Genomic DNA, 14,549 nt, shown 5'->3' on the forward strand with positions numbered 1-14,549 from the left:
AACTAAAAAAATTATGATGGAACTGCTGCAAAAAGTACGGGTGATTGATCCGGTTTCTGAAATTGATGAACTCTTTGATGTATTGATTACTGATGGTTATATCAAAGCAGTAGCTTCGCATATTTCTGATATTAGTTCTGATACTAAAATCAGAGATTGTCAGGGATTAGTTCTTGGCCCTGGGTTGGTGGATTTGTACAGCCACTCTGGAGAGCCTGGCTTTGAAGAACGGGAAACTCTTTCGTCTTTTTTACAAGCTGCTGCTGCTGGCGGCTTTACCAGAGTTAGCATTTTACCCGATACATACCCGGTTATTGATAACCCTGCACTTGTGGCGCAGTTGCAGCAGAAGAGGAGAGAGGGAGAAGGGGGACAAGGGGGCACTTTTTCTCCCTTGTCTTCTCGTCTCCCCCTGCTTCATATCTGGGGTGCTATCACCCTAGATGTTGCTGGGAAGCAAATGACGGAATTGGCAGATTTAGCGGCGGCTGGAGTTGTTGGTTTTACAGATGGTAAGCCGTTAGAAAATTTGGCGTTGGTGCGAGGAGTGTTAGAGTACCTCCAGCCGTTGGGGAAACCAGTAGCGTTTTGGCCTAGCGATCGCCAGTTAACAGCAAATGGTGTAATGAGAGAAGGGTCAGATGCTCTCCGTTTCGGTTTACCGCCAATACCCGCCAGCGCTGAAACAACTGCGATCGCAGCTATGCTTGAATTGGTTGCAGCAATTGGTACACCAGTCCATATTATGCGCGTTTCCACCGCTCGCAGCGTGGAATTAATCGCCTCAGCTAAGGCGGCTGGTTTACCAATCACCGCTAGCACCACCTGGATGCACCTTTTACTAGATACAAAAGCAGTTAAGAGTTATCACACTAGCTTGCATTTAGACCCACCTTTAGGTAATTCTCGTGATCTGGTGGCGTTACGTGCCGGAGTACGTGCAGGTGTAATTGATGCGATCGCTATTGACCACACACCCTACAGCTATGAAGAAAAAGTCCAAGCCTTTGCCGAAGCACCAGCCGGGGCGATTGGTTTGGAGTTAGCATTACCTTTGCTGTGGCAATATCTCGTTGAAACTGAAGAATTTACAGCTTTAGAATTATGGCGGGCATTGAGTGCCAGTCCAGCAGAGTGTTTAGGGCAGAAAGTAAGTGCGATTCTACCTCATCAACCAGCAGAACTTACTTTATTTAATCCCCAGCAAACCTGGAAAGTCGAACGGAAGAGTCTTTATACACTTTCACAAAATACACCTTGGTTAGGACAACAGTTAAAGGGTCGTGTTGTGCAAACTTGGTGCTGAAATAATTTGTAATTCGTAATGACGCCCTAAAAGCGTAGCTTGCTTCCCTGTAAGGGTACACGGACTCGCTTTGCGCGTCGCTAACGTAATTTGTAAATCGTAATTCTACTTTTATGACTCCAGTAGAATAGAAATAAAGTTTATAATACATTACGCTGATTAAGCAGAATTGCCCATGACCTCTTCTAAACGCCAATATCACATCACTACTTTCGGTTGTCAGATGAATAAAGCTGACTCAGAGCGCATGGCTGGCGTCTTGGAAGAAATGGGCTTTGAGTGGTGTCAAGACCCAAATAACGCAGATGTAATTCTCTACAATACCTGCACAATTCGGGATAATGCGGAACAAAAAGTATATTCTTACCTGGGCAGACAAGCAAAGCGCAAACATGAACAGCCAGATTTAACCCTCATCGTGGCTGGTTGTGTTGCCCAGCAAGAAGGAGAAGCGCTGTTGCGGCGAGTGCCAGAATTAGATTTGGTAATGGGGCCACAACATGCCAACCGTCTGAAAGATTTGCTGGAGTCGGTGTTTGAAGGCAACCAAGTTGTAGCAACTGAGCCAGTTCACATTATTGAAGATATTACCCAACCGCGACGAGATAGCAAAGTAACTGCTTGGGTAAATGTGATTTACGGCTGTAACGAACGCTGTACCTATTGCGTAGTTCCCAATGTGCGAGGTGTCGAACAATCTCGCACACCGTCAGCTATTCGGGCTGAAATGGAAGAATTAGGACGGCAAGGTTACAAAGAAATTACTCTACTCGGTCAAAATATTGATGCTTACGGCAGAGATTTACCTGGAGTGACACCAGAAGGTCGGCATCTGAACAACTTTACAGATTTGCTTTATTACGTCCATGATGTGCCGGGTATTGAAAGGCTAAGATTTGCAACTAGTCACCCCCGTTATTTTACTGAGAGATTAATTCAGGCTTGTGCTGAATTGCCCAAGGTGTGCAAACACTTCCACATTCCCTTTCAATCTGGGGATAATGAACTTTTAAAGGCGATGGCACGGGGTTATACCCATGAGAAATATCGCCGGATTATCGATACCATTCGGCGGTATATGCCAGATGCCTCCATTAGTGCCGATGCCATTGTCGGTTTTCCTGGGGAGACAGAAGCACAGTTTGAAAATACCCTCAAACTGGTGGAAGATATTGGCTTTGATATGTTGAATACGGCAGCATATTCGCCGCGTCCAGGGACACCAGCCGCTTTGTGGGATAATCAACTGAGTGAAGAAATAAAAAGCGATCGCCTCCAACGGCTCAATCATTTAGGAAACTTGAAAGTAGCAGAGCGATCGCAACGTTACTTTGGACGCATTGAAGAAGTTTTAGTAGAAGACCAAAATCCTAAGGATCAAAGCCAAGTGATGGGACGCACTGGTGGTAATCGTTTGACCTTTTTTAGTGGCAATATCAAAGAACTCCAAGGGCAATTAGTGAAGGTAAAAATTACCGAAGTTCGCCCTTTTAGTTTGACGGGTGAACCAGTTGAAGTGAGGCAAACCGTTTTGCAGGCATAACTAGTTGAAATACTTCTTTAAGATTGGCAAATATCCCTAGTAGTTTGCCAACCCAAAAATGCGCTTGTGAGGACTGGGGAAAGGGAAAAGGGTAAGAGATTTAAACCCCTTTTCCCTTACCCCGCCAAGTTCACTTGGCGAACTACTAGTACACCTAAAATAACGTGAATTCGATTGCTCATATAATATCTACCCAATTTGCTCAATCAAAAAACCTCTGAGAAGGTTTTACTACGCAAAACCGTCCCTCTCCGAGTTGGAGAGGGACAGACTGGAACTTTAGTTCAAGGCAGGGAGAGGTTCGTCGAACTCACGTTAAAATATTAGTTGAAAAAGGGACTGGGGATTAGGGACTCTTTACTGGGAAAATTATTCAGGGATTCAGACCACTTTTTCCTTGTCACCAGTCCTAGTGCGATATGTTGATTCAGAAATGGCGTGTAACTAGAGATTCTTGGTAGGTGCATTAATCACTCGTGCATCTACAACGTCTTGCGATACGTTCGGGACAAACCAATTCACTTCGCCACTTTTCAAGATTTTAGTACCAGCTTGATTGAATTCAATCACCCCACTATCTGGATTTGTCTTCAAAACTAAGTTAGTTCCATTCGGAACCTTAATTACAAAACCACCCGGTAATTCTGTGCCTTGTTCATTTATTCCCACAGTCAAGGCTTTAGCGTCATTGGGTAGATAAACTCCCTTACAATTCCATCGATCTTTAGTTGTCTGGCCATTACCCAGAAAATATAGTGCAGCCCCCTCAGAATATTCATCATCCTCAATATTTGGTTCTGGACCGTAGATGGCTAGAGTTTTTCCTGTTTGATTACTACATTGACCCCAGTCGATTCCTGACTCAAAAGCATATTGTTGCAACTCTAACTCGTTGATTTTCTGGTCGATTTGCTCTGGCGTATAGCCCTCTAATTGAGTTTGTGTTTTTTCCGCCGTTTTCAAATTATTCAATTGTTGAATCAGTGTTATGTAATCAGGGTTTTTGCTATATTTCGGGCGATCGGCTAAGGAAGGTTCAGCAAATACTAAGCTTGCGAATAATACAACTACCATCAAAATGTATCTGAAGTTTTTCATGTTTTTGTCCCAATCTTTTACAAATTGCAGCCCATAGCTGGATATTTAAAGAGTATCGTCAATATTGTAACTAATGTTAAATATTGAATTTATGTAAAAAATGCCTGCAATAATAATTCGGTTTTCTTGATCATAAATTTTAATTTTTACCCTATCATTTCAACTATATTTTGGAAGTATTACCTTTGGCTGATTTAATTTAATACACTTATTTTTTAAGTAAGGTTGTTACGTAAAATTCTCTAAATATGTTTTTATTAAGATTAAATTTGAATAACTTAGACGTTTGTATGTATTGATTTTTGCAAGCATTTAAGTGTTTACAGTGATCTTCATTGATGAAGATAAATTTGAAGTATTCCTATATGTTTAATTCCTGCACGCAATTTTATCTTTGTGAATAAAAAGTAAGATTAGATTTTTACTAATACTTGATTCTAGGAAATACATCGGGTAGCATTAAATATATCTTTAGAAATACAACCAAAGATATATGCATTAAGTTAGAGATATATTGATATCTGTAAGTATCAGTCAGAGACTAGTCAAGAAAAAATAAAATTTACTCAAAAAATATAACACATAATTCCCTATATCTCCATCGAGATATGCGCCATTGCAAAGGTCAAAACTTGCTTAATGAAAAAAAGTTATCCCATTATGGTTTAAAACTAGATTGTCTTTGCTTCTCGGAAGTGCTGGTGCAATCTCTTGCTGTAATTAATTGCACCTACGACAATACCAGTCTCTAGTATTGATTTAATCTTTACACTTTTATGAACTTAATGAGGCTTTTGAATGAGAAGTTAGGCATTCAAGTTTCTTTTGGCTTCTGACTCTTAAATATCCAAGCATTAGGGTATGACACACGATTTAAACAGCTATATCTGTAGTCAGTAGTAAAAATATCGATTAAGTTTTAAATAATACAAAAAATATTTTGGCATCTTGATATACATGTAAAAAAAGAGGAATTAAATTTGACTACTTTAGAATTTTCATTACTTATTTGGATTGGTTCATTTAGCGCTGGCTTCTTAGGGGCGCTAACTGGGCTAGGGGGTGGAGTAGTAATTGTTCCCTTATTAACTTCGGTATTTGGCGTTGATATTCGATACGCCGTCGGTGCTTCACTTGTATCTGTAATCGCTACTTCTTTGGGTGCAGCATCTACTTATATTAAAAAAGGCTATACTAATTTGCGATTGGGAATGTTTTTAGAAGTAGCAACAACCATTGGTGCGATCGCAGGAGCAATGATCGCTACTTTTGTTTCTGTAAAAGCCCTAACTATCGTGCTAGCGATCGTCCTGATTTATTCAGCATACCTTTCACAACGACCCAGAATAGAACACGCTGAAGATGAAGTAATAGATCCGATCGCAAATTATCTCAAACTGAATAGTAGTTATCCAACTCCAGAGGGAGTAATGTCTTACCAAGTTCATTCAGTACCAATGGGATTTGGTGTGATGTTAATAGCTGGGGTACTTTCCGGGTTACTTGGTATTGGTTCTGGGGGATTCAAGGTATTGGCGATGGATCAAACTATGCGTCTACCCTTCAAAGTTTCTACCACCACCAGCAATTTTATGATTGGCGTGACAGCAGCAGCATCAACTGGAGTTTACCTAGCACGAGGCTACATCGATCCAGGATTATCTATGCCGGTGATGTTGGGGGTATTACCTGGCGCTTTCTTAGGCGCACGAGTATTGACAGGCGCTAAAACGCAGATTTTAAGAATTATCTTCAGTGTTGTGCTGGTGGTAATGGCTTTGAAGATGGTCTACAACAGTTTAATAGGGGGGCTGTAAAATGTATAAATTTAATAATAGCTTTCGTTGGCCATTACTAGCACAACCAAATAGTGAAGTGGTTACACTAACTTTACCGCAAGAAGATCCAGACTCTAATATCGAAAAATTAAAAGAACAAAACACTAATACAGTAGCACAATTGCCTAATGAAGCTGAAATTGATGTTAACAATAACATCATCAAAACATTAAGCGAGCAGCAATTAGAATATTTGCTCAGTAACCTCATGAAATATGGAGTTTTGATAGCTAGTGCTGTGGTTTTATTAGGGGGTATACTCTACTTGATTAATCACGGTGCTGAACCTGCGGAATATCGCTTTTTTCGAGGAGAACCATCGGAATTTCGCTCACCTGTAGGTGTAGTAAAAGTAGTTTTATCAAGTAGCAATGCCTATAGCGGGCTACGCCTACGCGGCATTATTCAACTCGGGCTGCTACTACTAATTGCGACTCCAATTTTGCGCGTTTTTATTTCCCTATTAACTTTTTTACTACAGCGAGAATTTATTTATGTGATTGTTACTTTACTAGTAATGGCTAGTCTAACTTATAGTCTTGTCGGAGCATATTATTAGTAATATAAGGGTTAAAGGACTAAACTCAATATTTCCCCCTTAACCCTTGATCTGACGCCAGGAATAAATTTTTCTGACTGATTTATGAACCTTGCAAAAGCTCGTTAATTGAACCTACGCTCTGTTTTATTTGTTCTGTCAGAGAAGTTCTTAATAAATCCAGATTTCCGACTGAAAAATTGAGCAATCCCAAAGCATATAATAGACTCGAAGTCCCAATAATTAGGGCCAAAAGTCTGCCAAAAAAACCAGGATTGATTTCAATAAAAGCTAATTTAGATTTCCCGATTACAGCAATTGTTATAAAAACAATTCCTGCTATTAAAAAGTTGCTATTTGGAGTTAAGTCTGTCATTTTCCGATTAAGATGCCTCAGTAATTTTATTGTAGCTATTATTAGTTCAAATTTCTGCCCATGCTATATGTAAGAATATAAAAATTTTGCTACTCCACATCTACCTACTCCCAAAGGAAGAAAGCTCTGGCTATTGTAGTATCGGTGTTGGATATCATCGTGTGCTATAATCGGATCAAGATATATTCTAATTTTAAAACTTATTGAGCGATAAATAAATGTTGATTGTCTCAATAGTGTATCAAATTTTATATTTTACTCAGGTTTCCTAAATAGCGTGTAATCGGAATCAAAGTCCCCCAATTTATAGAGCGATACAGTTCAGATAAGCCCAAAACATTTGTATAGACGGCGATTTATCGCGTCTATAAAACCCAAAATTGTTGCCAGTAGCCCTTAACCCAAGCGTATTGATTTATAGAGAGATTTGGGGGGATATAGAATATTTTGCTACCAATAAGAAGACTTTTCAAACATTTTATCTAGTTTAAATCAGATATTCTCAAGTTGCATTTGATTTAAACCTCAATTCTACTTTTTATTATTTTGCTGAGACTGTGCAATTATAAGGCTTTCAGCATTAAAAATCGAAAATATTATAACTCCTGATACTAGACTTTAATTTAGTTTATATATTAAACTACACTAAGATCAGAGGAATAGTGGATTTTTATGGAAAGCGTCCAAAACGTTAGTCAAGAATTGAATCTAACAGAAGACACAGAGCTAGAGAAGGTGCAACCGTCTAATCCAAAAGAGTTCAAAAAAGATATTTTCAAAAAACTCAGAGGTGGATTTTTAATAGTACTGGGATATTTATTGTCACCACTATGTTGGTGGAATGACTTACTATTTAATCTGCCAATAGCTTATGGTTTTGGGTATGTATGTAGTTTCTTTTCACCAAAATTACTTCTACCTGCTTCAATTATCGGATACTGGCTCTCTAATATTGTGGGGATTTTATTGATGCAGTTTGGTTCTAAGGAAATTTTTCAAAAAGAACCTCAAGAGCATAATCTCAAAAAAGAATTATTCACAGGTCTAATTTCCTCAACAGTTTATACGCTGTTGATCGTACTATTGATCCAGTTGAAGATTCTTGATGTACCTATTTTATTCTCCAACAGTTAATTTAGTTGATTGCTTTTTTAGAAGGGTATGGGTTGTAGGAGCATACTAATGTGCGCTCCTACAATTTTTCTGTAGCAAATATATCAATTTGTGCATGAGTTACGAACAACGAAGATTACTTTCAATTAAATTTTAAAAGTTCACTTAAATTCAAGAATTTTGGAGACTCTTTACTGACAATTAATGGTAGCTTCCCATTCCATTTTTCGATTGCTTGCCTTTGCAGAATTTCTGGAGTTAAACCATCACGTAATAATCTGTTTGCCTCAGCCTCACCTTTAGCTAAATTAACTTTAGCCTCAGCCTGTCTTGTTGCTTTCAGTGCGATAAACTCTGCTCGTTTTGCTTCTTGTTCAGCAATCTGCTTCGCCTCTACCGCCTCATCAAATCGTTCTGAAAAATGAACATGAACTAGAGAAATATCATCAACTGCAACATGATAGCTACCCAGTCGTGTGGATAATGCCTCATCTACTCCACTTTTGACTTCTCCTCGTTTAGTAATAATTTCTTCAGCAGTATACTTTGCTATGACTGCTTTTATTACTTCTTCTACTGCTGGGTTAATAATCCGAATGACTACATTTTGCTCATCTCCAATTTCTTGAAAAATAACATTTACTTCCTGCGGAATAATATGCCAATTAAGAGCGACATCAGCGAAAACATTTTGTAAATCTTTGGAAGAAGCCTCAGCCGAAATTTCTTGTTTTTGGACTCGAATACTCAACTTTTTCACGGTGTTGACTACAGGAATAATTAAGTGGAGTCCTTCTCCTAATATTTGGTTTTGTACTTCGCCAAATTTCATCAATACGCCGCGTTCACCTGCATTGACAATCACACAAGGCGTCAGGAAGAGAGTTATCAGGAACAAAAGAGCAGTTAGTTTACCAGCACTGTTAAAAGTTGTAATTTTTCTCATCTGTATGAAATATATATGTGTATGGCATAAAGACACATATTTATGAGTTATGAGCTTCTTCCTGTCATGCTCTTACAACTTTGACTCTAAGTCAATTTCTATGTCACTCTAGCCAAGGTAACAAATAACGCTTCTCATTCAAATGAGAAGCGCTAAGTAGGTAGATGTAATTAAATGTCATCTCAAAGGGCTAGACGCGATGACTACGAGTTTTTGACTAAACTCATTAGCTGCTTATCTAGTTGGATGAGGTAATCTCTACCGTAAGCTCCATTCTCTAACCCTATGACAAGATGATCGGGAATGTCTTGAGTAATTTCTTCGCTACAAGAACCAGCAGCTAGAGCGATCGCACCTACGGTATCCACATCCCCGGTAAAAGCGATACAATCTTGTAAAAGTTCGCTCATAGTGTCATTTCGCATCACCGCAGTAATCGCGGCTCTAACACTCATCCAGCCTTTGGACTTTACCTTACCTTCCCACGGTTTAGACCATTCACCAGATACATAACCTTCTAGAAATAGTCCTAATTTGCGCTTTGCTCCCAGTCGATAGATAAAATAATGTGACATTAAGGCAGCTGCAACGGCAGCATTAATCCCATCGGGTGTATTGTGGGTAATTGCGGCTTGAATTGTTGCCGCCTCAATGACTTTTTCTGGTGTCGGATAGATGCCAATGGGTGCTGCACGCATCGCCCCACCGCTTTTGTCACTATCAGGGTTAATTTTCGTTAAAAACTCTTCCCCATCCTGAATTTCTCCCAGAAAATGGTAGAAATTTCTAGAATAACCCTCTCTCTCATCACGCTTGAAGGCTCTAACAAAACTATCGGCTAAAACTTCTGGCGTCCACGGTGTTTGAGCAACAATCACTTCTGCAATGGCAATGCTCATCTGGGTGTCATCAGTATAGCTGCCAGGAATGAGTCGAAAACGCGGATGTTCGACGTATCGACTCAAGTCGTTGTTAACGATCATCTCATCTGCGTATTCAAAGCCTGCACCGTAAGCATCTGCGATCGCTAACTCTAGCAGCATAAGGAAAGAGTATTAAATTAAAAACGGACGCGCCAGAAAAAAGCTAGAAACAGATTTAGCATCTACCGGCTCTCCCTCCAGAATAGCTTTTTCTAATTCTTCGGGAGTCAAAAACACAGTTTCGATATCCTCGTCTCCATCTTGTGGTGGTGGTGTCTCCAGCTTTTCTAAATCTCGCGCCAGAAAAGCATAGATAATTTCATCAGAATAGCCGGGAGCTAGGAAAAATTCGCCTAATTTATCCCATTTTTGGGCACTATAGCCAGTTTCTTCAGCGATTTCACGCTGTATTGTTTCTAAAGGCTGTTCATTTACTTCCACTGTCCCCGCCGGAAATTCTAATATCCGTCCCTGAATTGCAAAACGATACTGGCGCACCAGCACAAGTTTACCTTCTGCTGTCACTGGCACAGCTAGGGCACCACCAGGGTGACGAATACATTCCCATTCTCCTTCTGATTTATTCGGCAAACGCAAGCGATTAACTTCAAAATCAAACTTGCGTCCTTTATAAAACAGGCGTTGTCTTAGTAGTTGTGGTAATTCTCTACCTAATGGCATATTAAAATCTGATTATCTGTGAATACAGAGGCAAAATCAGCGTTCTTCTACCTTTAAGGATGGTAATTTTTATTGCCCACCCATAAATGTACATCTGAACAGTCTACCTCTTTCAGCAGTTCTTTAATAACACACCCGGAAACTGGTTCTAGCCAATCTGGCGCAATTTCTGCTAGTGGTACTAACACAAAGGCCCGATCCCGCATTCGTGGGTGGGGAATCTGGAGATTTGGCGTATCCATCACAATGTCATCATATAATAACAAATCTAAATCTAGGATGCGTGGTCCCCAGCGTTCCTGACGCACACGCCCAAATTGTTGTTCAATCCCTAACAAAATTTCTAATAACTGCTGGGGTAGAATTTCTACCTGCAATGTGACGCAGCCATTGAGGTAATCTGGCTGTGGTGGCCCTACAGCTTTGGTTTGATACCAGTTGGATCTGGCTTCTAAGAGAATACCTGGCGTTTGGGCTAAAATCTCTACTGCTGCTTCTAAAACTGTCTGGGAATCGCCGATATTACTACCAAGGGCGATGGCGCTACGTCTGGGTTTTGCTTTGGCGTAGCTAGCAATAGGCATCTGACTCTCCTGAAGTAAGCTGATTTCGGGCTGTCTTTGGGGATACTTTGCTGCACCTGTTTCAGGAAATGTCAATAGTTATATTGCTAATATCAAAATTGCCAGCATTTTTACAAAACTAAATTAATCAAATCTAAAAAACATTATTTTTATGATGAATTTAGTTAATTAATTTATGGGATATTATACTAACACAAAGGTAGTGCTATAACCCCAAAGCTGATTGATGGTTGGTTATATAGTTACTACTTTGAGCGAGGAACTGACGTGGGGAAGCTAACCTCCTGGTTCAAGCGAAGACCAACTAATTTGAGTGACTCTGGACAAGGAGGAACAAATGAGAGCTTACCACCAGCAAATCTGGCGCAGACGAGGCAGTTACCGAGCAAAATGAAAATTTTACCATCTAGGATGAGGGCCAATAGGGCAACTGGCGGTAAACCATTCTACCGCCGCATCTGGTTTTGGGCAGGCTTGGGTGTAGGTGGTGGAATAGTCGCCTTGATCTACGTCATCAATTCAATAGATCGGACTTTGCCAGATCAGTCCGAGTTGAATGCCGTACTCAGAGAGCAAACACTGACCATTAAAGCTGCTGATGGCAGCATATTACAACAACAAGGTGAAGCAACCAGAGAACAGCTAAAGCTGGAACAAATACCAGATAATTTAAAAAAAGCTTTCATCGCCTCAGAAGATAGAAGATTTAAGCAACACAACGGAGTCGATCCGCAAGGGATTGTGAGAGCAGGTTTGAATAATTTGCGATCGCAAGGTGTGGTAGAAGGTGGTAGCACCATCACCCAACAACTAACACGGATTCTGTTTTTGAAACAAGAACAGACAATCTGGCGCAAACTCAAGGAAGTCCGCCTAGCCCAAAAACTGGAGCAAGAATTAACCAAAGATCAGATTCTAGAGCGTTACCTGAATCTGGTTTATTTGGGATCTGGAGCTTACGGTGTGGCAGATGCAGCCTGGGTATATTTTAGTAAGTCGCCAGACCAACTTTCTCTAGCAGAAATGGCAACGATTGCGGGATTAGCTCCTGCTCCTAGCTTGTACGCTCCCGACAAAAATCCCGAAGCGGCAATCCGGCGGCGTAACTTAGTATTATTACGGATGCAAGAAGATGGAGTTATTACCCCAGAACAAAGGCAAGCAGCTATCCAGGAGCCATTAACCCTTAAAAGCAGTTTACCCAAACGAGTCCAAGTAGAATCACCCTACTTTACCAGCTACATTCAAAAAGAATTGCCGAAGTATGTTTCTGCTAATGTCCTAAAAAGTGGGGGTCTAGTAGTAGAAACCACGCTCAACCCAAGTTGGCAAAAAATTGCAGAAGAAGCAGTTGGGAAAACGTTACGAAATCAAGGACGCTGGGAAAACTTTAAGCAAGCAGCAATGGTAGCCATAGACCCCCGCAACGGTGAAATTAAGGCAATGGTGGGGGGAAAAGACTTTGGTAAAAACCAGTTTAATCGGGTTACTCAGGCACAACGGCAGCCAGGATCGACATTTAAAGGGTTTGTATATGCAACTGCGATCGCTAGCGGTAAAAGCCCCTACGATAGCTATGAGGATTCGCCCTTTGTCGTAGACGGCTATGAACCGAAAAACTATAGTGAAAACTTCCACGGTTCAATGAACATGAGGGATGCCCTCACCCGCTCTGTTAATATTATTGCGGTGAAGGTGTTGATTGATGTGGGATTTACGCCCACGATAAAACTTGCCCATGATATGGGGATAAAATCTGAACTCAAGCCCACCTACTCTTTGGCTCTTGGCTCAAATGAAGTCAATCTACTAGAGTTGACCAGCGCTTATGGTAGTTTTGCGACTCTTGGATTGCACACAGAACCTCATGGTATTACCCGCATCCTCAACCGCCAAGGCAAAGTAATCTGGTCAGCTAATTTCAAGTCAAAACGGGCCCTTGACGCTGACAGTGCCGCCATCATGACTTGGATGCTACGCAACGTTGTCGAGGCGGGAACTGGTGGTGCTGCCCAATTAGATAATAGACCAGTTGCAGGCAAGACCGGTACCTCAGACGAAGCCCGCGATTTATGGTTTATTGGCTACATTCCCCAGATGGTGACAGGAGTCTGGCTAGGTAACGATGATAACCGTCCTACAGATGGTAGTAGTAGTAGTGCCGCTTACACCTGGCACGAATTTATGGAAAAAGCGGTAGAGGGGATGCCAGTAGAAAAGTTTCCCAAACGACCCAAATTAGAAGGTCGCAAAGGCACAATCAAAGCCCAGTCCATTAAACCCAAGCAAGTGGTGAATCGTTCTATTGCCTCTGATGATGACTCAGAAGGGGAAAGTGCTAGAAATTCTGAGGATAGTGGTTCATCTCAAAGACGGAGAAACCGGAGGAGCTATTCTCAAGATGAACAGCAATCAAGCGATTCTACCCCAAGACGGAGAAGGCGCGATCGCAGCGAATCAAATTCTAGTAACTCTTCAGGGGAATCATCTACCCCACGGCGGCGAAGAGTAGAATCAGATTCTCCCTCGCCTCGAAGAACTCGGCCAGAGTCGTCTCCTAGCAATAGTTCCGGTTCTTCAGGTTCTTCATCGCCACAGCCTAGCTGGCGGGATAGACTTAGACCTCCTAAGGATTGAGGTTGTGGATTTGCATTGAAAAGAGGCAGAGGGGCAATACTTTTCGGTTAACGGAAAAAAGGGAATGGGAAAGGGGAAAGAAAAAACCTTTAACCTTTATCCTTTACCCTTTACCCTTTACCCTTTAACCTTTACCCTTTAACCTTTAACCTTTTCCCAAAACTCAACTTCGGGGGGATGTTAGGTGATACGCTCATCTTATAGTGTGTTAAGTAGTGTTACCTAACCTTGGAGAATATAATCATGCATTTATTTTTTATGCAAACAGCAGCACCAGCTATAGATGCTGGTCCTCATTTTCCCGTGGCTTTTACCTTGGTGTATGTTGTTGGTTTTGTTGCTGCTGTCACTATTGGGTCAATAGCTTGGTACAACTCGAAACGCCCCGCAGGTTGGGAAAGCAAAGAGCGTCCTGATTTTGTACCTAAGATTGATAAAGAAGAAACTCCGGGTCTGGGTGAACCGAAGTCATAATTTAGTCATTGGTCATTGGTCATTGGTCATTAGTTATTAGACTTTTGACTTTTGACTATGATTAGTTTTGCACTTCAACCCAACGACGGTAAAGCTTTTGAATTTGTTTGAGAAGCGCAGTATGAGCCGGTTGAGTTGACTCATTCGGCTTTGCTATATCCTGCAATTCCGTCAGGAGTCTGGCTTCTTCGACGGCCACTTCGCCATCGCTATAAATTAAGCCACTGATGGCTTCAATTAGATTTTCACAATCTTCAAGGCTGGGGCGATCGCCTAAATACTCCCGCACCCACTCATAGCATTCTTTTGGCTGCACAGGAACTAATTCGTACAGCCAAGGCTTAATTTCTGGGTCGTTAGCTAAACCTTTTGCTTGAGCTATTTCGCGGAGATATTGCCGTTCTTCTGGCTGGATTCTGCCATCGATCCAGGCTGCTCCAATCAGGATTTTTACTAAGTTTTTCACATTGGAAGGGGAAACCATTGCTGCCT

General features: G+C 41.1%; 14 protein-coding genes. 7 read left to right on the top strand and 7 right to left on the bottom strand.

Annotation, left to right across the window (positions count from 1 at the left end):
• The first annotated feature begins 13 nt into the window (after positions 1-13).
• The gene (locus tag FD723_RS24830) at positions 14-1,306 is read left to right on the top strand and encodes a dihydroorotase (protein WP_179067750.1); all 1,293 of its coding nucleotides are present in this window, start codon (positions 14-16) and stop codon (positions 1,304-1,306) included.
• Positions 1,307-1,481: 175 nt separating this feature from the next.
• A complete protein-coding gene (miaB, locus tag FD723_RS24835) occupies positions 1,482-2,849 on the top strand; it encodes a tRNA (N6-isopentenyl adenosine(37)-C2)-methylthiotransferase MiaB (protein ID WP_179067751.1) in 1,368 nt (455 codons plus the stop codon).
• 444 nt (positions 2,850-3,293) lie between these two features.
• Here the strand turns inward: miaB and FD723_RS24840 are convergent, their stop codons facing one another.
• Entirely contained in the window at positions 3,294-3,947 is a 654-nt protein-coding gene (locus FD723_RS24840; RefSeq protein WP_179067752.1) for a hypothetical protein, read from the bottom strand.
• A 980-nt stretch (positions 3,948-4,927) separates the two neighbouring features.
• Between FD723_RS24840 and FD723_RS24845 the strand changes: the two genes are divergently transcribed.
• Together FD723_RS24845 and FD723_RS24850 are read left to right on the top strand one after the other, a co-directional pair.
• Positions 4,928-5,764, top strand: coding sequence for a sulfite exporter TauE/SafE family protein (locus FD723_RS24845; RefSeq protein ID WP_179067753.1), 837 nt, complete (start codon positions 4,928-4,930; stop codon positions 5,762-5,764).
• 1 nt (position 5,765) lies between these two features.
• Entirely contained in the window at positions 5,766-6,344 is a 579-nt protein-coding gene (locus FD723_RS24850; protein WP_179067754.1) for a DUF1634 domain-containing protein, read from the top strand.
• 82 nt (positions 6,345-6,426) lie between these two features.
• Here FD723_RS24850 and FD723_RS24855 read toward each other — a convergent pair whose 3' ends face one another.
• A complete protein-coding gene (locus FD723_RS24855) occupies positions 6,427-6,699 on the bottom strand; it encodes a hypothetical protein (protein ID WP_256874918.1) in 273 nt (90 codons plus the stop codon).
• 672 nt (positions 6,700-7,371) lie between these two features.
• Between FD723_RS24855 and FD723_RS24860 the strand changes: the two genes are divergently transcribed.
• Complete coding sequence (locus FD723_RS24860; RefSeq protein WP_179067755.1) at positions 7,372-7,833, top strand: hypothetical protein; 462 nt, start codon at positions 7,372-7,374, stop codon at positions 7,831-7,833.
• A gap of 121 nt (positions 7,834-7,954) precedes the next feature.
• Here FD723_RS24860 and FD723_RS24865 read toward each other — a convergent pair whose 3' ends face one another.
• The 4 genes from FD723_RS24865 to folK all read right to left on the bottom strand — a co-directional run bounded on the left by FD723_RS24865 (position 7,955) and on the right by folK (position 10,946).
• Complete coding sequence (locus tag FD723_RS24865) at positions 7,955-8,758, bottom strand: prohibitin family protein (protein ID WP_179067756.1); 804 nt, start codon at positions 8,756-8,758, stop codon at positions 7,955-7,957.
• A gap of 203 nt (positions 8,759-8,961) precedes the next feature.
• Positions 8,962-9,801, bottom strand: coding sequence for an ADP-ribosylglycohydrolase family protein (locus tag FD723_RS24870; protein WP_179067757.1), 840 nt, complete (start codon positions 9,799-9,801; stop codon positions 8,962-8,964).
• Between the two features lie 12 nt (positions 9,802-9,813).
• A complete protein-coding gene (locus FD723_RS24875) occupies positions 9,814-10,362 on the bottom strand; it encodes an NUDIX hydrolase (protein WP_179067758.1) in 549 nt (182 codons plus the stop codon).
• A 53-nt stretch (positions 10,363-10,415) separates the two neighbouring features.
• A complete protein-coding gene (gene folK / locus FD723_RS24880) occupies positions 10,416-10,946 on the bottom strand; it encodes a 2-amino-4-hydroxy-6-hydroxymethyldihydropteridine diphosphokinase (RefSeq protein WP_179069273.1) in 531 nt (176 codons plus the stop codon).
• 390 nt (positions 10,947-11,336) lie between these two features.
• Between folK and FD723_RS24885 the strand changes: the two genes are divergently transcribed.
• A complete protein-coding gene (locus FD723_RS24885; RefSeq protein WP_372743820.1) occupies positions 11,337-13,583 on the top strand; it encodes a transglycosylase domain-containing protein in 2,247 nt (748 codons plus the stop codon).
• A gap of 243 nt (positions 13,584-13,826) precedes the next feature.
• Entirely contained in the window at positions 13,827-14,057 is a 231-nt protein-coding gene (gene psb35, locus FD723_RS24890) for a photosystem II assembly protein Psb35 (RefSeq protein ID WP_179067760.1), read from the top strand.
• A gap of 61 nt (positions 14,058-14,118) precedes the next feature.
• On the opposite strand, the gene FD723_RS24895 is transcribed toward psb35, so the two are convergent.
• Positions 14,119-14,541 (bottom strand): TerB family tellurite resistance protein, encoded by a 423-nt coding sequence (locus tag FD723_RS24895; RefSeq protein WP_179067761.1) that lies wholly within the window; start codon positions 14,539-14,541, stop codon positions 14,119-14,121.
• Positions 14,542-14,549: the final 8 nt, after the last annotated feature.

Origin of the sequence: Nostoc sp. C052, from assembly GCF_013393905.1 — a bacterium.
Taxonomy (GTDB): domain Bacteria; phylum Cyanobacteriota; class Cyanobacteriia; order Cyanobacteriales; family Nostocaceae; genus Nostoc.